Source organism: Hymenobacter sp. PAMC 26628 (assembly GCF_001562275.1).
Taxonomy (GTDB): domain Bacteria; phylum Bacteroidota; class Bacteroidia; order Cytophagales; family Hymenobacteraceae; genus Hymenobacter.
In genome coordinates this window covers 5,157,966-5,176,073 of record NZ_CP014304.1, presented here as the reverse complement: position 1 = coordinate 5,176,073, position 18,108 = coordinate 5,157,966, and the positions used below count along the sequence as shown (strand labels likewise).

General features: G+C 61.1%; 18 protein-coding genes and 1 pseudogene. 3 read left to right on the top strand and 16 right to left on the bottom strand.

Annotated elements, in window-relative coordinates; genetic code table 11:
- Window positions 1-31: 31 nt before the first annotated feature.
- Complete coding sequence (locus AXW84_RS22490) at window positions 32-1,360, bottom strand: TPM domain-containing protein (protein WP_082774065.1); 1,329 nt, start codon at window positions 1,358-1,360, stop codon at window positions 32-34.
- Window positions 1,361-1,663: 303 nt separating this feature from the next.
- On the opposite strand from AXW84_RS22490, the gene AXW84_RS22485 reads away from it, so the two are divergent.
- The gene (locus AXW84_RS22485) at window positions 1,664-2,728 is read left to right on the top strand and encodes a fatty acid desaturase family protein (RefSeq protein WP_068238637.1); all 1,065 of its coding nucleotides are present in this window, start codon (window positions 1,664-1,666) and stop codon (window positions 2,726-2,728) included.
- A 191-nt stretch (window positions 2,729-2,919) separates the two neighbouring features.
- Here AXW84_RS22485 and AXW84_RS22480 read toward each other — a convergent pair whose 3' ends face one another.
- The 6 genes from AXW84_RS22480 to AXW84_RS22455 form a co-directional block, all read right to left on the bottom strand.
- Window positions 2,920-4,359 carry an amidohydrolase family protein gene (locus AXW84_RS22480; protein ID WP_068238635.1) on the bottom strand — a complete coding sequence of 480 codons (1,440 nt, stop codon included), beginning with the start codon at window positions 4,357-4,359 and terminating at the stop codon, window positions 2,920-2,922.
- Between the two features lie 65 nt (window positions 4,360-4,424).
- The gene (locus AXW84_RS22475; protein WP_068238633.1) at window positions 4,425-5,345 is read right to left on the bottom strand and encodes a bestrophin family protein; all 921 of its coding nucleotides are present in this window, start codon (window positions 5,343-5,345) and stop codon (window positions 4,425-4,427) included.
- Window positions 5,346-5,420: 75 nt separating this feature from the next.
- Window positions 5,421-5,990 (bottom strand): GNAT family N-acetyltransferase, encoded by a 570-nt coding sequence (locus AXW84_RS22470; protein WP_068238631.1) that lies wholly within the window; start codon window positions 5,988-5,990, stop codon window positions 5,421-5,423.
- A 229-nt stretch (window positions 5,991-6,219) separates the two neighbouring features.
- On the bottom strand, window positions 6,220-6,789 hold the full coding sequence (locus AXW84_RS22465) for a hypothetical protein (protein WP_068238629.1): 570 nt from the start codon (window positions 6,787-6,789) through the stop codon (window positions 6,220-6,222).
- A 70-nt stretch (window positions 6,790-6,859) separates the two neighbouring features.
- The gene (locus AXW84_RS22460) at window positions 6,860-8,611 is read right to left on the bottom strand and encodes an SBBP repeat-containing protein (protein ID WP_082774064.1); all 1,752 of its coding nucleotides are present in this window, start codon (window positions 8,609-8,611) and stop codon (window positions 6,860-6,862) included.
- Between the two features lie 293 nt (window positions 8,612-8,904).
- Window positions 8,905-9,771 carry a DUF5694 domain-containing protein gene (locus tag AXW84_RS22455; RefSeq protein WP_068238625.1) on the bottom strand — a complete coding sequence of 289 codons (867 nt, stop codon included), beginning with the start codon at window positions 9,769-9,771 and terminating at the stop codon, window positions 8,905-8,907.
- A 191-nt stretch (window positions 9,772-9,962) separates the two neighbouring features.
- Between AXW84_RS22455 and AXW84_RS22450 the strand changes: the two genes are divergently transcribed.
- Window positions 9,963-10,157 (top strand): DUF433 domain-containing protein, encoded by a 195-nt coding sequence (locus AXW84_RS22450; protein ID WP_068238623.1) that lies wholly within the window; start codon window positions 9,963-9,965, stop codon window positions 10,155-10,157.
- Window positions 10,158-10,417: 260 nt separating this feature from the next.
- On the opposite strand, the gene AXW84_RS22445 is transcribed toward AXW84_RS22450, so the two are convergent.
- From AXW84_RS22445 to AXW84_RS23745, 7 genes and pseudogenes are all read right to left on the bottom strand, one after another.
- Window positions 10,418-10,627, bottom strand: coding sequence for a DUF4926 domain-containing protein (locus tag AXW84_RS22445; RefSeq protein WP_068238621.1), 210 nt, complete (start codon window positions 10,625-10,627; stop codon window positions 10,418-10,420).
- A pseudogene (locus tag AXW84_RS26675) lies at window positions 10,627-10,962 on the bottom strand (DUF6883 domain-containing protein). The gene AXW84_RS22445 and the pseudogene AXW84_RS26675 overlap by 1 nt, the downstream one beginning before the upstream one ends.
- Window positions 10,963-10,978: 16 nt before the next feature.
- Window positions 10,979-11,188 carry a DUF433 domain-containing protein gene (locus AXW84_RS22440; RefSeq protein WP_068238619.1) on the bottom strand — a complete coding sequence of 70 codons (210 nt, stop codon included), beginning with the start codon at window positions 11,186-11,188 and terminating at the stop codon, window positions 10,979-10,981.
- 98 nt (window positions 11,189-11,286) lie between these two features.
- A complete protein-coding gene (locus AXW84_RS22435; protein WP_068238617.1) occupies window positions 11,287-11,994 on the bottom strand; it encodes a hypothetical protein in 708 nt (235 codons plus the stop codon).
- 312 nt (window positions 11,995-12,306) lie between these two features.
- A complete protein-coding gene (locus AXW84_RS23750; protein WP_071892443.1) occupies window positions 12,307-12,666 on the bottom strand; it encodes a DUF433 domain-containing protein in 360 nt (119 codons plus the stop codon).
- A gap of 97 nt (window positions 12,667-12,763) precedes the next feature.
- Window positions 12,764-13,852, bottom strand: a complete 1,089-nt coding sequence (locus tag AXW84_RS25310; protein WP_157887195.1) for a hypothetical protein — start codon at window positions 13,850-13,852, stop codon at window positions 12,764-12,766.
- Between the two features lie 4 nt (window positions 13,853-13,856).
- Window positions 13,857-14,375 carry a DUF4365 domain-containing protein gene (locus AXW84_RS23745; protein ID WP_071892440.1) on the bottom strand — a complete coding sequence of 173 codons (519 nt, stop codon included), beginning with the start codon at window positions 14,373-14,375 and terminating at the stop codon, window positions 13,857-13,859.
- A 380-nt stretch (window positions 14,376-14,755) separates the two neighbouring features.
- On the opposite strand from AXW84_RS23745, the gene AXW84_RS22425 reads away from it, so the two are divergent.
- Entirely contained in the window at window positions 14,756-15,109 is a 354-nt protein-coding gene (locus AXW84_RS22425) for a type II toxin-antitoxin system HicB family antitoxin (protein WP_068238615.1), read from the top strand.
- 61 nt (window positions 15,110-15,170) lie between these two features.
- Here the strand turns inward: AXW84_RS22425 and AXW84_RS22420 are convergent, their stop codons facing one another.
- Together AXW84_RS22420 and AXW84_RS22415 are read right to left on the bottom strand one after the other, a co-directional pair.
- Window positions 15,171-15,440: a hypothetical protein gene (locus AXW84_RS22420; protein ID WP_157887194.1), complete on the bottom strand. Its 270-nt coding sequence runs from the start codon at window positions 15,438-15,440 to the stop codon at window positions 15,171-15,173.
- Between the two features lie 39 nt (window positions 15,441-15,479).
- Window positions 15,480-17,861, bottom strand: coding sequence for a ribonucleoside-diphosphate reductase subunit alpha (locus tag AXW84_RS22415; protein ID WP_068238611.1), 2,382 nt, complete (start codon window positions 17,859-17,861; stop codon window positions 15,480-15,482).
- Window positions 17,862-18,108 lie beyond the last annotated feature (247 nt).

Below are 18,108 nucleotides of genomic sequence, written 5' to 3'. Positions count from 1 at the left end.
GTTTTTGTTTATACTCTTGTTCATCAAGGCATTACCACGAGCCGCTATTGTCGTTGCTCGTGTCGTCGAAACCGCCCCCGCCGGTGTCATCCGAGGAAGTGTCGTCGTAAGAGGAATTGTCCGTGGAGAAGTAATCGCCCGACTGCTCGTTGCCGGTGTTGTTGTCGGAGAAGTAATCGGGGGCGCTTTCGTTGGCCTCTCCACCGCGCCCGGCAAAGTAGTCGCCCGCGGCGCCGGTGCCAGCGGCCCCGGCTACTGCCCCGGCCCCCGCCGCGGCACCGCCGCCCAGGCCCGCGTTGTTGGTATCGAAGTTGTGCGCGCTGCCCGAGCCGCTGTCGTGGCCTTCCGACATGCGGTTGCCGAGGTAGGCGCCTGCGGCAGCGGCGGCGCCGGTGGCTAAAATGCCACCCATGCCGAAACCGCTGCCACTTTGGTTGGGCGCCTGCCCGCCGTAGTTGGCCTGGCCCGGGCCATAGTTGCCACCCTGGGGCGAGTTGGGCAAGAAGTTGGGCGTGCCGCCGGGCCGGTTGGGCTGGTTCGGGTTGGGTTGGTTCGGGTAGAAGTTCGGGTTGTTGGAGGTTTGGGGCCCTGGTGCGGCGTTATCCGCGGTTTTACGCCGGAATATGCGAACCAGTAAATACAGCAGGCCGCCCATTACAAGCGCGCCGATGAGCAGTACGCCCGTGCCAATGCCCGGGGCTGTGGAATTACTTGAGGAAGAAACCGGAGACAAACCGCCCCCGCCATTGGTGGACATGTTGCTGGACGGAGTTTCGGGCGTGGCGCTGGGGGCCTGGCTGCTCAGCGCCGGGGCGGCCGCGCTGGGGGCCCCGGCGGCGGTGGGGGCGGTTTTGTTGGGGTTGGAAGCGGGGTTGGCAGCCAGCATCAGCGTGCTCAGGCCCTTGCGCAAGCCAGCGAAGTAGTTGTTCTGCTTGAAGTTGGGTCCAAAATCCTGCGCGATGACGCGCTGTATTAGGGCGGGCGTAATTTTATCGACCAGGCCGCTGCCGGGCTGGATGGTCACCTTGTGCTCCTGGGCGGCCACGATGACCACGAGGCCGTTGTTTTTGCCGCGCTGGCCCACGCCCCAGGCCGTGCCCAGGGCCCGGCCGTAGTCCGACACCTGGCGGCCGCCCAGGCTGGGCACCGTCACCACCACCACTTGGGTGCCGGTTTGGTCGGCGTAGCGGCGCAGGCCACCGTCGAGCTTTTTGGCGTCGGCGGGGGCCATCAGCTTGGCTTGGTCCGTCACGAACTGGAACGGCACCGGGCGGGCCGGCAGCCCGGCGGCCGACTGGGCCGCGGCGGGCCGGGCCAGGGCCCCCACAAAGAGCAAAGCGAGAAGCAACAGACGAGACATGGCGACAGAAGAAAAGGGTGAAAGTTTTGCCTTCTACGGCGTTTGGCGGCCCGGGGCTACGCGCCGCCGCGGGGGCCCTGGGCCAACAACATTAGGGCCCCGGCCAACTTCTGTATGGGACGGGGCGTTGTATTTTTACGGGCCGGGGCTGCGCGCGCCAATCCTCCGGGGTGGGCGGCTGCGTACCTCCCCACACGTTTGGCTTGTGCAAGGTGCAGAAGCCCGTTGTTGTTGCCGGTTGGCGACGCAGCACCGCTCCAGCGGCCCGCCTTCGGCAGACTATTAGTTGGCTTTTTCCTCTTTATGCTGCTTCCCAAATTTGCCCCCCCGCGCTCCTTCCACGCTGAGTTGAAGCGCCGCACGGCCGAGTATTTCCAAACCACGGGCAAGGCCCAAACCGGCAACGCCTCGCTGCTGGGTAAGGCCGCCCTGCTGCTCGGGGCCCTGGTGGCACTCTACGTGCACTTGGTGTTTTTCACGCCCATCGCCGGCTGGGCCCTGGCCGAGTGCGTGCTGATGGGCGGCGTGCTGGCGCTCATCGGCTTCAACGTGATGCACGACGGGGCCCACGGCAGCTTCAGCCGCTACGGCTGGCTAAACAAGGTGGCGGCCTTCACCCTCAACGTGTTGGGCGGTAGCAGCTACATGTGGGACGCCAAGCACAACACCGTGCACCACATGTACACCAATATCGAGGGCGTGGACGACGACCTCGACATCCGGCCCTGGATGCGCATGACGCCCGACCAGCCCCGCCACCGCGCCCACCGCTTCCAGCACCTGTACTTCGGGTTTTTCTACTGCCTGCTCTACATCTCCTGGATTTTCTTCACCGACTACCAGAAGTACTTCAGCCGCAAAATCGGCAGCGTGGCCCTCAAGCCGATGACCCTCAACGACCACCTCATTTTCTGGGGTTTCAAGCTCCTGAATTTAGGATTATACGTGGCGTTGCCCATTTACATGCTGGGCTGGGGCCCCTGGCTGGCCGGCTTCCTGCTCACGAGCGCCGTGGCCGGCTTCACGCTCAGCATCGTGTTCCAGCTGGCGCACACCGTCGAGCAGGCGGCCTTCCCCGTGCCCCACGAAACCACCCGCAAAATGGAGGACGAGTGGGCCATTCACCAGCTGCGCACCACCGCTAACTTTGCCACCGACAGCCGCGTGATTAGCTGGCTCGTGGGGGGCCTCAACTTTCAGGTCGAGCACCACTTGTTCCCCAAAATCTCGCACGTGCACTACCCCAAGCTGAGCAAAATCATCCGCCAGACCTGCGAGGAGTTTGGCCTCCCCTACCAGGAATACCCCAAGATGCGCTACGCCGTGGCCTCGCACGTGGCCTTCCTCCGGCAAATGGGCCGGGCGTAAGCTGTTGAGAGCCTATCCAAATAGGCCGTCACGCTGAGCGCAGTCGAAGCATCTCTCTCGCAGCAGTAATCCAACCAAAAAAGTTAGTTACGCGAGGGAGAGGCTTCGACTGCGCTCAGCATGACCGTTCTTTTTTGTGCTTATTCGGCTGGCTTTTAAGTTGATTGTAGCGCGGACTCTGCGAGTCCACGCTACTTGTTTTTTATGGCCGCCAGCATCCGGTTCAGGTCGGCGCGCTGGTAGGCTTTGCCGCGCGCCACCACGGCGGCTATCTGCTTCACGTTGTTGATATTGACTAGCGGATTGGCATTCAGCAGCAGCAAATCGGCGTCTTTGCCCACGGCGATGGTGCCGCTGCGGCCGGCCACGCCCATGAACCGGGCCCCGTTGAGGGTGGCCGCGCGCAGGGCCTGGGCGGGCGTTAGGCCCGCCTGCACCAGCAGCGCCAGCTCGTCTTGCAGCGAGGCCCCGGGGTAGGTGAACGAGTTGAAGGCCCCGCTGTCGGAGCCCGCCAGCAGGACGACGCCCGCGGCCTGCATCTGCGGCACCAGCGTCAGGAACTTGGCTTCCAGCTTTTGGGTGAAGGCCCGGGCAGCGGCGGGCTGCTGGCGGGCGCTGGCCAGCCGCCGCGCGTAAGTAGCCTGGATTTTGGGGTCGATGTAAGCCCGCAGCGAGTCGTGGGCGTGGTCGTTGTCGGGCAGCTCGGCCAGGGTTTTGCCGATGGCCAGCGTGGGCACGGCGGCCGTGTGGTGGGTGGCCATCATCCGGAAAATGCGCGCCGCCGCGGCCGGGCTGTAGGTGTCGTACACGGCGGGCAGCAGGGCAAACAGGCCCAGCGGCTTGGGCGTTTTCAGGCTGGCGCGCACCACGGCCGTGAGGCTGTCTTCCTTGCCCGAGCAGGCCTTGAAGACGTAGTACAAGTGCTCGGTAGCATCAAGGCCCCGAGCCACGGCGTCGCCCAGGGTGGTGGAATAGGGCATGTGGCCGGTGGTTTTCATGCCGCGGGCCTCGGCCTGGGTGATGACGTTCAGGTAGGCTTCGGCCGAAATCTTGCTGTCGTAAATCTTCACAAAGTCCACCTTCAGCCGTTGCAGCGAGTCGAGGGCCCGGCTGATTTGGTCGGGCGTTTCCACTTCCAGCGAGCCGGGCCAGTAGGCCCCGGGGCCGTCAATTTTGGGCCCCGACGTGAAGATGCGGGGCCCCGCCAGCGTGCCCGCCTCCTCCGCGCGCCGCCACTCAAAAACGCGACTCGTGAGGTCGCCGCCGCAGTCGCGCACCGTCGTGATGCCGTGGACCAGGTACAGCGCGAGGCTTTTCTTATTAGCCGCCGCCAGGCTGTCGCCGCCGCGGAAGTGCACGTGCATGTCCCACAGCCCGGGCATCAGGTAGCGGCCGGTGCCGTCGATGGTTTGGCGGGCGGCGTAGCGAGCCTGGGCCGCGGGGCCCACTTTCACGATTTTGCCGCCGGCCAAGGCCACCGTTTGGTCGGGCCGCACCTGGCCGGTGGCCACGTCTACCACGCCCACGTGGCTGATGACCAAATCGTAGGTTTTGGCGGGGGCGGCCGGGCGGGCCCCGCCTGCCAGTAGCGCAGCCCCGGCCAGGCCAAGGGCAATCGTATAGGTTTTCATCCGGCTAAGTTGGGCCCGCGGCGGCCAACAACTACCCGGCGCGGGCGCCACCGGGGCCCCGGGGCTTAGTCGAAGCGGTAGCGGCCGGGGGAAGTGGGGGCCGCCGGCACGGGCTCGCCCACCATTTCGCGCAGCGTGGCCTCGATGGTGTGGCTCAGGGCGTTCAGCGCCAAGTCATTGTCTTGCAACCCAAACGGTTCCTCAATTTCGCGCATGATGGCGTCCAGCGCCATAAACGTGTAGCCCACGAACACCACCACCAGCGGCGTGGCCCACCCAATACTGTCCACGAGCCCAAACGGCAGCAGGAAGCAGTAGAAATATACGGTGCGGTGCAAAATGACGCTGTAAGTGTAGGGGATGGGCGTGTTGGCCAGCCGCTCGCAGCTGCCCACAATGTCCGACAGCGCGTTGAGGTTGTAGTCGAACGCCAGCGGCACGGTGCTGCCTGGCAGGGCCCCGGCGGGGCTGCCTTGCACCCAGCGGCCCATTTCCAGCAGCAGGCGCACGAGCCGGAACGTGGACTGCCCCACGGCCGCCGCCAGCGCGGGTGGCAGCAGCCGGGCCAGGTCGGGGGCGGCGTCGGTGCGGCGCAGCTGGTGGCGCAGGGCGTGGGTGAAGGCGATGAGCAAGTGCACAAACTCGGCCGGGGCCCCCGCCCCGGTGGGGTGGCCGGCCAGTGTGAGGGCCTGACGGGCCAGCGAGCGGGTGGTGTTCAGCAGGGCCCCCCACTGCCGGCGGCCCTCCCAAAAACGGTCGTAGCTGGCGTTGTTGTAAAAGCCCAAAAAGATGGCCAGCGTGACCCCGAACAGGGTAAACGGCGCGGCGTTCAGCGGCACCTGGTAGCGCACCAGGTGGCCGTGGGCGTACACCACCGCTACCGCCAGCCCCGCCAGGGCCCCCAGCCGCGGCAAAATTTGGGGCAGCACCGAGCCGTGCCACGCAAAGAGCAGGCGAAACCAATTTTCTTTATCACGAATAATCATACCTGGGCACCAACGGCCCGGGCCCTGCTCCGGTTCGGCCGCCAGCGTTTGGCGGGTCGCCCCAGGGCCCCCGCGCTACGCCGCGGGGGGGCCCAACGCGGCGTCAGCCGCCGGCTCCACGGCCCGCTCGAAGCGCATGGGCCCCTCCGCCGTGGTCTCGACGAGCTCGAAGCCGTTGCGGCGCAGCACCTGCTGGGCCGCTGGGTGGGTGGCCGGGGCGTGGGCCACCAGCCGATGCACCAGGCCCGTGGCGGCGGCTTGCTGCACCAGGCCCGCCACCAGCTCGGTGGCCAAGCCCTGGCCGCGCCATTCGGCGGCAATGGCAAAATCTAGTTCGGCCGTGCCCGCCGCGTCCGGGGGCCCCGCGAAGCCGCCCCCGCCCACCAGCGTGCGCGGCACGTCGCCCTCGGCTTTGCGCAGCGCGTACCAGCCGTACCAGCCGGCGGCGTCGCGCCCGCCGGCGGTGAGCTGCGCCAGAGCGTTTTCCAGCGCCTCCCGGCTGTAGCCTTCGGCTGGCCAGGCGGCAGGTAGGGCGGCCCCCAGCAGCAGCGGGAAGTACTGGGGCTTGTGCAACTCGGCCGTGAGCAGCGCCCGGCTGGCGGCGAGGATGGTCAGGCGGGGCGTTTGGGCAATCAGTGGAATCATAAAGGGCTTATACGGCGCCGTGCGGCAGAAGGCAACCGCGGCACTCAGGCCCCCCACGGCGACGCGGGCCCCGGGCCAAGGCCCCCGCCGCACTGGGCCCCAGCGGAACGCAATACAAAACCAAAGCCTTGCGTTGGCTTCTAGAGCAGCCACTAAGTCCCTAGTAGCCACGGGCAACGTCCTCTATCCACACCGCAAATCCTTTATTTCCAGCGGAATAATTTCGCCCCTACTGGGGCCCCAGCCGCGGCGCGCCAGCGGCCAGCCGCACCCGGATGTACTGCTGGAGCCGCATCTGGTACAGGTTGTAGCCCACGTTGGTGAGCGCCAGCAGCCCGGCCCACCCCACCTGCCCGTGCACCGCGGCGTACGCGCCGATGGCCAAAAAGAACAGGAACAGCGCCAAGTGAAACCGCTCCTGCTGGTAGGTAGTGCGCACGAGCCCCGCCACGGCCCCCCGGGCCACTACGCGCCGGTAGCGCGGGTACCGCCGCCGGGTGAGGCGGTTCACGAAGTCGCCGTGCTGCATCACGCGGTTCGCGGCGGCCACGCCCAGCCGGCGGTAGGGCCCCGGCGTGCGGCTCAGCTGCCAGCGGCCCAGCCACGCCGCTGGCACTGCGTAGGCAAGCAAGCTGGCGGCCAGCAGCCCGTACAGCCATGGCCGCGTCACCCACTGGTAGCAATACACGCCAATGGGCCCCAGCCCCAGCACCGACCAGAACACGTTCGGTACCGCGTTGGCCAGCGCCAGCAGCGCGGGCGGCGGCGGCTCCGCGGCATTCGTTCCGGCAGGCGGCATGGCGCGAAGGGATTAGTTGCGTGGGGCCCCAGCCCCAAGGTACGGCCCGCCTCAGGATTCAACCCGGTGGCTAGCGCACAACTTGCACCCAACCAGTATATTGAGGACCAGTAGCGCGGCGCAACGCGTAGTAATAGATACCACTAGCTAGCCCCTCGGCGTTCCACTCCTGCTCGTAAGCCGGGGCATTGTACACCTGCTTTCCCCAGCGGTTATAAACGGTAAGCGCCCATTCTTTGTCTACCAGGTTGTTAATTTTAAAATAGTCGTTCTGCCCGTCCCCGTTGGGGGTGATGATGTTGGGAATCATCAGCTCCGCCAGCGGCGCCGGATTGCCCGGGGGCGCGGGCGCTGGGCCAGGTGCCGGGGCGGGCGGGGCCGCCTGGCCATTACAAGTAAACCCATCCGGCGTAGACGGGACGCTCAAGTCCCCCAGCCTGGTGATGAACACGTCGTTCGCACTGCCCGTGAGCAGCGCGGACGCAAAGCTGGTAGTGCCGGAAAACTGGCCGGTCAGGTAAATGTCCTGGTTGGGGCCCACGGCGATGGCCGGGTAAGCAAAACCACACAGTGCCTCGCGCTGCGCGGCCAGCACTTTGCCCTGGGGGTTATACTTCACGGCAAATACCAGCTTATTGCCGTTTGAAGTAAGCGTGGCGGTGGGGCCCAAAGTGGCTACGGGGGAGCCAAAAATGCCCGTCACGTACGCGTTGCCAACCTTATCCACCGCTACGCCAGTGCCATACTCGGTGCTGGGGCCTCCAATTTGATTGGCCCACAGCACGTTGCCCTTCGCATCGTGCTTTACCAGAAACCCATCGAAGGCGTCTTCTTTAAGGACATACGGCCCAAATGTGTTCGTACGCAGCGGGTTGCCGCCGAGCTGGCCCGTGATGAAGCTATTGCCTTGGCTGTCCACCGCAAGGCCGTCTATCCTGGCTGCCCCGGGGCCCCCTTCGTCCCTGACCCATTCGAAAGCGCCACTGCTGCTGTATTTCGCCAGCAACGAAATGCTGCCCGTGGTGGCGGGGGTCGGGTTGGTGAGGGTGATGGTGCCGAAAGTGGCAGTATTGCCAAAAAAGCCCGCTACGTAGGCGTTGCCCGCGGCGTCCACCCCCAGCCCCGTGCCTGCGCACCCAAGGCCCGTGCCCCCACCGCCTTGCCGGATCCAGAGTGGGTTGCCCTGGCCATCGTATTTGGCCACAAACAGGTTCAGGGGCCCCTCGCTGGTGATGGCCCCGGCACTGCCACCGAGGAAGGCGCTCCCGCGGAGGCTCCCCGCCACGTACACGTTGCCTGCGGCATCTACAGCTAAAGCACTTGCGCTGAGCAAACTTCCCGGTGCGGTGCCGCCGGCGCGCGCCCACAGTACCTGGCCCTGCGAATCGTACTTGGCTATCACCACATCGCCAGTGGCCTGGCTCGTGAGTTTGGTGCTGCCAAACGTAGCGCTGCCGCTAAAGGCCCCTAACACGCAGGCGTTGCCATCGGCGTCGATGGCAACGTCGGCAAAAACTACGGCCGGTGCTTCCTTGGCCCACAGCACGTCGCCCTGCGCGCTATACTTGGCTAAGTAGGCCTGGGAGCCGCCCGCGCCCGCCTGACCCAGGGTGAAGGCCCCGAACTGTGCGGGGCCGGTGAAACTGCCTACCACGTAGGCGTTCCCGCTGCCGTCGATGGCCAATTTCCGCGCGTTGTCCTGGCCAGGCCCGCCGGCTTGCCGAGCCCAGCGCGCCTGGGCCGCAGCCAACTCCCCGTGCAACAGGCTTCCCGCAAATAGCAACACCTTAACACTGGCCCAAAGCCGAGCAGAAAAATACATATCCAATCTGCTAATTATTAAATAACCAATATGTTCAACCTGTGAATATAAGCGCGTTACTTAATCTCCGCCTTGTTTAATGCCAATTAGTTCGTTCAGCCATTCACGCTGAAGTCAGACTCGGCTGATACCCAGCCGTGTTCGCGCCAGTTTCTTCGGCCGCTCTTCGCGTCTCGTAGCTAAGCAGGGCCCCAAGCGGCCGTTTCTACATTTAAGCCAACTTGCCCCAAACTAACCCCGCTACTAGGGGCCCCAGCGGCCGGGCGCGCCCAAGGCCGCGGGCAGCATCCCAGCTAGTTGCGGCCTAAATAAGGCGCGGCTTCGGCTATTCGGTAGGCCGGGTCGTCGCGGAAAATGCCTTGCAGCGAGCCCACGTGGCGCACGCCCATTAGCACGAGCTGGCGGGTTTGGTGGGTGGCCAGCTGCGTGGTCACGATGTTGGAATACACCTTCAAGTCGCGGTTGTAGAACACGGAGATGAACTCGGCGCCCACGTACTGGGGGTTGAGGAAGGCCGCGTCCACCATGGGGTCGGCCTTCAGGGTGCCGTTGGTGACGCGGGCCGGCGTGCGGTACACCAGCGCGTGCAGCTGCTGCACCGTGGCGGGGGCATTCAGGGCCCGCAGGTACTGCGGCAGCGTGTGGGAACCGTCTAAGAGCTGCTGGTCGAAGGGCGCCGCGAACGTGCGCCAGCGGGCGGTGGCCTGCTGGTAAAGTTCGATGTTTTGGCCCTCGTGCAGAACGCTTTGGGAGGTGCCGCCCGGCGCGTTCACGCAGTGAATGCGCGCCAGCCCCAGCCGCTTGCCCAGCGCAAACCCCAGCTGGTACACTTCGGAGCGGCCATCGGGCAGCGTGTTTAAGTCGAGCCGGCCCTGCCGGTACAGCTGGTAGAGGCTGTCGAGCGCGGCCTGTCGCTCGGGCAGTGCCTCCACCAGAATGCCGTCGGGCCGGTACCGCTGCAACCCGTCGAGGACGGCCCCCAGCTCGGCCTGGCGTTTCGGTGTGAGCACGTCCGAATTTGCATTACCGGCCTTGTAAAGCTGCGCCAAGTGGCTGCACCCCAGCAGCAGCACCGACACCGGGGCCGCCCCCGCCGGGCCCCCAGCCACGGGCGGGCTCTTGGTAGCAGCGCAAGCCGCCAGGCCCAGCAGCCCAAGCAAACCAATTAAACAACGCAGGTCACGGCGGCCGAAACAACTCATCTTGAAACGAAATAACGGGTAATGGTCGCCCGAAAATAGTCGTTCGGCACTCGCGCCGCGGCTCAACTCATCGGCTGGGGCCCTTACTGCCAAAAACCAGCCGCGCCCGAGACCCCAGCGGCTGGGGAAACGGCTAGTGCCTTAGGCTCATGGAATCCCTGCTTTCCCGCATCACCACCAACCCGCGCCAGTGCGGCGGCCGGCCCTGCATCCGGGGCATGCGCATCCGCGTAGCCGATGTGCTCCAGCTTTTCGCCGCTGGCCTCACGGCCGAACAAATTCTGGCCGAAATGCCCGACTTAGAAGCTCTTGACCTGCAAGCCGCTCTACAATACGTCGCCTAACTCCGTTATATTTGCCTCGTGACCTTCACGAGCTTCGTAGCCCGGTGCGGGCCACGGCAAAGCCCTCGGTTGTTTTAACTGGGGCACCTCATTACGAAAAGGCTCTGTAGCTCCCGAACGCCCAAGTACCACTTGGGACATTCATGTAGGGAGAACGGAGCCTTTCCATATTTACAAGGCAACAAGAAACCCGCCCTAGTGCGCTTGCGTCCAAAGAAGCAGAGGCGTGGCGGGTGTTGTTAAAACGGAGAAAAAAGATTCTAAGCAGCCTGTTGGAGTGGCTTGGAAACCTCTGCCGCAGGCAGCGTCAGCAGGGCTTGGGTGTTGCCGTCGGCCTGCACAAATTCTACTTCGTATGCTTCGCCTTGCGCGTGAACCAGCACTACAGTACCCAACGCGCCTACCAACAAGCCGCATTCCGGATGCGCTTGCTGCAATTGCACAGTGTCTAATTCAGCGAAGGATTTCATTAGCGGTCAAGTAAATGAGCAGTGATTAGCAAAACGTAGATACCGGGGGATTGTTCCATCCACACGGTTCGGATGGGATATTGCCGGCCATTGGGTGCCAGTAGCGGGCCATCTACTACAAATTTAGTCCCGTAAGGCGATTGTTTTTCTTCCGTCACCGTGCCTTGATGACCGTGCTGAATCAGGTCAGCTATCAGTTACTCGTAGCGCTGGCGCGAATAGCCGATTCCTATGAAAAACCGTGCTTTGGCCCCACCAATGGGATGGTCGGGATTGAGTAGATATTCCTGCACCTTATTCGGCGCAATGAACAACGGTTTATCGGAGAGTGGCATCCGACAAATCTACTGGCTAATCCGCCCCATAGGCTTGGCAGGCGCGCAAGTCCTCGGCTTCTAAATCTGGATAATCGGCCAGGATTTCGGCCTCCGTCATGCCCGACGCCAGGTATTCGCGCACGTTTTGCACCGGGTAGCGTAGGCCGCGCACCGTGGGTTGCCCGTGGCAAATATTGGGGTCAATGGTAATGCGCGGGTGAGCCGCAGAAACCGGGGTTTCCATGTGGCGAAGATACCAACCCCGCCCGGGGCCCCTACCCCAAAACAAACCAGCCGCCCCGGTACCGGGAGCGGCTGGCTGATGCTACACCTGGCCGGGCACTAATACACCTCCTTCTGGAAGCCGAAGGCCCGCAGCACGCCGCGCTGGGCGTCCTCGTCGGGGTAGTTGGCCTTGATGCTGCCCACCAGCGAACCCAACGCCACGCGCAGGGGCGCTTCGAGGGCATTTTTCTGGCCCACGGCGGCCGAGGCCGCGCCGCGCATCTCGCCGCTGTCTTTGGCCAACTGGGCGTATTCGGTGGCGATGGGCTGCCAGAAGGCGGGGCCGAATTTCTTCTTGTCGTACTGGTGGGCCGTGAGGGCGGCGACCAGCTTGCCCAGGGCCCCGGCGCGGGCCGTGCGGCCGGTGGGCAGGCGGAAGTTCTTGCCCTCGCGGATGATGCCGAACTCGGCGTAGTAGCCTTCGCCGCCGTCCTCGTCGTGGTCTTCGGCCAGGTAGCCTTTCACGAAGCCCAGGTTTTTGGTGATGAGCTTGTCGAGCGTTTTCAGGCGGTTCGACTGCGGGCTCCGGCCGTCGCCGGCCCCGTCGGCGGTGCTCAGGCTGGCGGCGTAAGCGGCGGCCTGGCTGCTAAAGGCGGCTTTGCTCACGAAGAGCAGCGCGGGCAGCTCGGAGGCGGGCCAGGCCTTGGCGGCGGCGGTGCCCAGCGTGGCGAGGGCCAACTGGCTGGTGGGCAGCCGTTCTTTCTTGTTGCGCTTGGCGGGGGTAGCGGGGGTAGCAGCCGAAGCGCCGGGCGTGGTGGGCGACATGAAAATGGGGTAAAATAATTGAAAATGAAAAGGATTGAGCCGCCAATGTATCGCAATTCCCGCCCATTTCCTACCCGCCGCCCGCCCCGTAGCTCAGGCGGGTGCCCGACGATGCCCCGGGGCGGCCCCGTAAGGCAGTCGGGCACCCGTTTGCCTCGCGGGGTGGCCCCGTAGGCCAGTCGGGCACCCGAATGCTTCGCGGGGCGGCCCCGGAGCATAGTCGGGTGCCCGACTGCCCTCCGGGGCCGCCCCCACGGCCTCCAAAAACAAACCAGCCGCTCCCGGGGCAGAGGCGGCTGGCGGTTGCTCAGGCTATTCGTTTTTCAGCTTCGTGTCTGGCGGCACCTTGCCCGTCTTAATTAAATAGGTCAGAAACTCCTTCGGCGTAAATGGCCCGGCCACGCGTTCAGCCTCGCACTCCTCAGCCGTTTTACCGTTCATCGATGTGGTAACCGGCTGCCGCGGCCGACACCGTTCGGCCGCCAACAGTAAGCAAGCCCGTACGTCTTCCGCTGTCAGTTCCGGGTAGTCCGCTTGCCACTCGGCTTCGGTGCGTCCGCTTGCCAGCAGTTCCAGTACTTCCCACACGGCGTATCGCCCGCCGCCCACTGTGGGCTGGCCGTTGCGGGTGAGGTCGAACGTGAGGCGGGAAAAGTCAGGAGGCGATTGCATAGGCCGAAAGTATATTCTATTTGGCTAAAAACAAACCAGCCGCTCCTGGGGCCCCGGCGGCCGGGGAAGCTTAGGATGATAGACAGCTATACCATGGCTACTTCTTAACACGCATAGACAATGACGTTATCTCAAAAACACGCAAATAATACTTCCGTTGTAAAGCTCTGCCAGCTATATGTACCTGTCGGCTGCTTCTATGAGCTTCAAGCGCAGTTTCATATTGTTCATTATTCAATGAGCTTATATGCAACGGCAATACGCCACGTCCATTACGATTAATCACAATGTAATTACGTTGACCATTTACATCGTGAGATTTAAGCTCGACAACTTTACCCCAACTATCAATATCAACTGGACTTGATAAAGAGTCTTGAACAAAGTTTATGTACCTATCTAAATTATCGTATGCAGCTCCGTCTACAATGCCTGATTGTATAGCTCTTGTATCACTTTGCTCTTGCTTATAGTAGAAGTTTATACTTTCTGCATTGGTGCGCTTAAGAAGGTTGCTTATATCTGTAAATAGCTTCACATTGATTAGCGCTAAATTCTGGTCTATTGCACGCTTATCAAAAGACACAATACCAGTTGTCACTTTTTCAAAGACAAACGACAAAACATCTACCAATTTATTATTGATAGCTTGTGAGTTCAGTGCCTCTACACCAATAAGCGGGGCTACCAGATTCCCCTCTGGCAATCTTATCCTCGAAACAAAACTACCCTTTTGTGTTTGCAGGAATTCACAATTATTCAAATACGTTTCTGCTTCCTCGGGCACATCTACACCAAGAGCATCATTTACGATACAAAAGCTTGCATTATGCAATAGCATTCTTCTCAATTCCTGTATGTGCGCTTCAAAGACATGGAATGGAATAGAACCATAAGAAGTTATTTCGTCTGAAATTTGGATTGACAGGGTATTTGTATCACCCTCAGAAAACAAAGTTTCTGCCATTTCATCAGAAATATCATACAGGCTAGATATAGTTTCTACAACACGAGCCAATTTCATATCCCTATCCTGTGGGACTTTCCGAGGCAATGTCAATACAAAGTCACTTATTACGTTGTCGGGAGCACGATACGCAATAAATTTTTCATTTAATTTTTCTAATTGCCAGCGGTTACCTTTAAGGAAGCCAAGGATGCTATTTAAGTTGAAGGGCGTTTCCATGACATTAAGGGTAATACTCTTTGAATTTTTTATCTATAAAATCAATATTTAACGCGTTTGACCTTGGTATTGATATTCTAGTTGTTCTTCCATTATTGCTGTAAATAGCGTTATCATCCGGAAGGTACCAATAAGCACATTTAGCAAGAGCAATTTCGTGATTTCGGATGCTCAACCACTGACTATCATCATCTGGAAGTATCATCAATATTAAAATCAATGGTGCGCCATCGTCAGCTCTATCAATTAAATCATTGTAAGACTTTGCTTCAAGGTCGTACTTGATAAATTTTGGACCAGCAACTACACTCTTTTCACAAGTGCATTTCAGTTGCACATCGATACTTTGTCCTGAGTCTAGCAGTCTTTTTTTGCCATTACTTCTGATGTACTCCCGCACTTTAATGATTGTAACATCTACCCCGTGGTCTAGTTCATGTGTGCGGCTTTTATAACCGGCCCTACTCGCTAACAGATGGAGGTATCCCTTAGATAGCTGCTCTTTAATCTGCTCCTCCGTCATAAGTTACAAGCCATTGGTAGATTTCCTTGAAAGGGGTGCTAATGTACACAAAAAGAGGAGGCCACTAATGTGGCCTCCTCTTTCTTATGGTAACTTCTGATATTCCTCTACGACCCGCAGGCCTCGCAGGCGTCTGGGTTATCCAGCGAGCAGCTCATGTCGCTTTGGTTCTGGGCGGCGACGAGCATCGGCTCCAGGGTTTCGGCGGCTTGCTTTTCCACCGGAATATAGTAGGTCGGTGAGTTAGCAAATGTACATGGCCTCCATGCTGTTGCAAGCGCCCTCGAACAGAACCTCCCCCCGTGCCTGTTCACGGTACTAAACTTTGCACTAGCTTTACTTAAACCGGGCCTTGGTTCGGTTTCCTTGCTTGTTTCCCTATGGCTACGCTCCTCACCGACCCTCACGGCCGCCTCACCAAAGCCCAGGTAGAGGTTTTACTCGTTCTCGACGACGACAGCGGCCAATACGTGGCCTACTGCCCGGCGCTGGAGTTATCTTCTTACGGCGACACCGAAGACGAGGCCCGCGCCGCGTTTGAAGATGCGCTGGCTATCTTCCTTAAAGACACAGCGGAGCGCGGCACCCTCGACCAACTATTGCTGGCTTTGGGCTGGCGGCTCCTCAAGCAGCCCGAGCCCGTGTATGAGCCCCCGCGCTTGTCCGTCGAGTTGCTTAACCAAACGGCCCGTAGCCGCCGCATCCTCACCGAAGAGGTACTATTACCGGCTTAAGCTCACCCGGACTTTTAAAGAAAAAGCCCCTGCTGGTAAAGCAAGGGCTTTTTCTTTGGTCTTATTGCTCGTTTTTGCGCTTACGAGCAGCGGCTTTCGCGGCTTTGGGATTGGCCTGTTCCGCCAGCATCTTATTAAATTCTTCCCTGGTTACTACTCCCGACAGCTCCAACGTGCTCAGGTTGGTGTGCATGTGCAACATTGGAATGTCTTTGTCCTTGTCGCGAACAGTGATGGTGCGAAGCAGTTTTTTACCTGCTCCAGGTGGGAAATCCCATTGCTGGTGGCTAGCCTCGGTGCGAATCAAAACCAGCCCCAGCATCCGCAGCAAGGCTACGAACTGTTGGTATGGAATGGACTTCACGCCGAACTACGACCCGCAGGCCTCGCAATCCTCTGGGTTATCCAGCGAGCAGCTCATGTCGCTTTGGTTCTGGGCGGCCACGAGCATCGGCTCCAGGGTTTCGGCGGCTTGCTTTTCCACCGTGAACTTGATGGCGTCGGCGGCGGCTTTGGTGCGCAGGTAGTACATGCCGGTTTTCAGGCCGCGCTTCCAGCTGTGGAAGTGCATGCTGGTGAGCTTGCCGAAGTTCACGTTCAGCACGTGCAGGTTCAGGCTCTGGCTCTGGCAGATGTAGGCCCCGCGGTCGGCCGACATGTCGATGATGCGGCGCTGCGAAATCTCCCACACCGTCTTGTACAGGTCCTTGATGTGCTGCGGCACCCGGGCAATGCCCTGCACCGAGCCGTTGGCGGCGATGATTTCCTGCTTCATCGCGTCGTTCCACAGGCCCAGGGCCACCAGGTCCTTCAGCAAGTGCTTGTTCACCACCATGAACTCGCCGCTCAGCACGCGCCGCACGTAAATGTTGCTCGTGTAGGGCTCGAACGACTCGTTGTTGCCCAGAATCTGGGCGGTGCTGGCCGTGGGCATGGGCGCCACCAGCAGCGAGTTGCGTACGCCGTGCTCCATTACTTGGGCGCGCAGCGCGGCCCAGTCCCAGCGGCCCGACTTGGGCGTCACGCCCCACAGGTCGAACTGGAACTTGCCCCGGCTCAGGGGCGAGCCGGGGAAGGTTTCGTAGGCCCCGTCCTTCACGGCCAGGTCCTTCGAGGCCGTCATGGCGGCGAAGTAGATGGTTTCGAAAATGTCCTCGTTCAGGCCCGAGGCCTCGTCGCTTTCGAAGGGCATGCGCAGCGCGATGAACGTATCGGCCAGGCCCTGCACGCCCAGCCCGATGGGCCGGTGGCGGAAGTTGCTGCGCTGCGTTTCGGGCACCGGGTAGTAGTTCACGTCAATCACCTTGTTCAGGTTCAGCGTGGCCTGGTACGTCACCTCGTACAGCTTATCGTGGTCGAAGGTGGTGTTGCCCTTGGCGTCCGTCACGAGGTAGCGGGGCAGCGCCAGCGAGGCCAGGTTGCACACCGCAATTTCGTCCTTGTCGGTGTACTCCAGAATCTCGGTGCACAGGTTGCTGCTCTTGATAGTGCCCAGGTTTTGCTGGTTCGATTTGCGGTTGGCCGCGTCCTTGAACAGCATGTAGGGCGTGCCCGTCTCCGTCTGGCTTTCCAGGATGGCGAACCACAGCTCCTGCGCCTTGATGGTGCGGCGGCCGCGGCCGTCGCGCTCGTACTTCAGGTACAGCTTCTCAAACTCGGGGCCCCAGGAGTTCTCCAGGCCCGGGCACTCGTGGGGACACATAAGCGTCCAGTCGCCGTTGTCCTCCACCCGCTTCATGAACAAATCCGGGGTCCACATGGCGTAAAACAGGTCGCGGGCGCGCATCTCCTCCTTGCCGTGGTTCTTCTTCAGGTCGAGGAACTCGAACACGTCGGCGTGCCAGGGTTCCAGGTAAATGGCGAAGGCACCTTTGCGCTTCCCGCCGCCCTGGTCCACGTAGCGGGCCGTGTCGTTGAACACCTTCAGCATCGGCACCAGCCCATTGGAGTTGCCGTTGGTGCCCTTGATGTAGGAGCCCGTGGCCCGCACATTACTGATGGAAAGGCCAATGCCGCCGGCCGACTGCGAAATCAGGGCGCAGTTTTTCAGCGTGTCGTAAATGCCGTCAATCGAGTCGTCCTTCATCGTCAGCAGGAAGCACGACGACATCTGCGGCTTCGGCGTGCCGGCGTTGAAGAGCGTGGGCGTGGCGTGGGTAAACCACCGCTCGCTCAGCATGTTGTACGTCTTAATGGCCGAGTCAATGTCCTCTTTGTGGATGCCCACCGACACGCGCATCAGCATGTGCTGGGGCCGCTCCACCACCTTGCCATCCAGGCGCAGTAAGTAGCTCCGCTCCAGGGTCTTGAAGCCGAAGAAGTCGTAGTTGTAGTCCCGGTCGTAGATGATGGCCGAGTCCAGCGTGGCCGCGTGCTTATGAATTACCTCCCACACGTCCTTGGCCAGCAGCGAGGCGTTGTCGCCGTTCTTGGGGTCCTCGTAGGTGTACAGCCGCTTCATGGTGCTGCTGAATGACTTAGACGTCACCTTGTGCAGGTTGCTCACCGCAATGCGGGCCGCCAAGATGGCGTAGTCGGGGTGGCGGGTGGTGAGCGAAGCAGCGGTTTCGGCGGCGAGGTTGTCGAGCTCCACGGTCGTCACGCCGTCGTAGATGCCGTCAATCACCTTCTTGGCCACCTCAATCGGCGACACGAAATCCATGTGCAGGCCGTAGCACAGCTTCTCAATCCGGGCCGTGACTTTATCAAATTTCACGGACTCGCGGCGGCCGTCGCGTTTAATTACCAGCATAGTGTGTTAGTTCTTTGGGGTGAGCAAAGGAAAATATTCAAGTGGCTTGCCAAAGCAGAACCAGGGTTTTCAAGACCGGAAATTACTCCGAAGGTTAGGGGCCCCCAAGGGAAAACTTTAGAAGTTTTCCACATAGCTTGAAAATAAGGCCGCCCGGCCGCTTTTTCAAAAACGAGCCGGGCGGCAGATGTGACCATTAAGTGAATAATGATTATAGGTCAGCTATTTATTGGCATTGTACTACGTG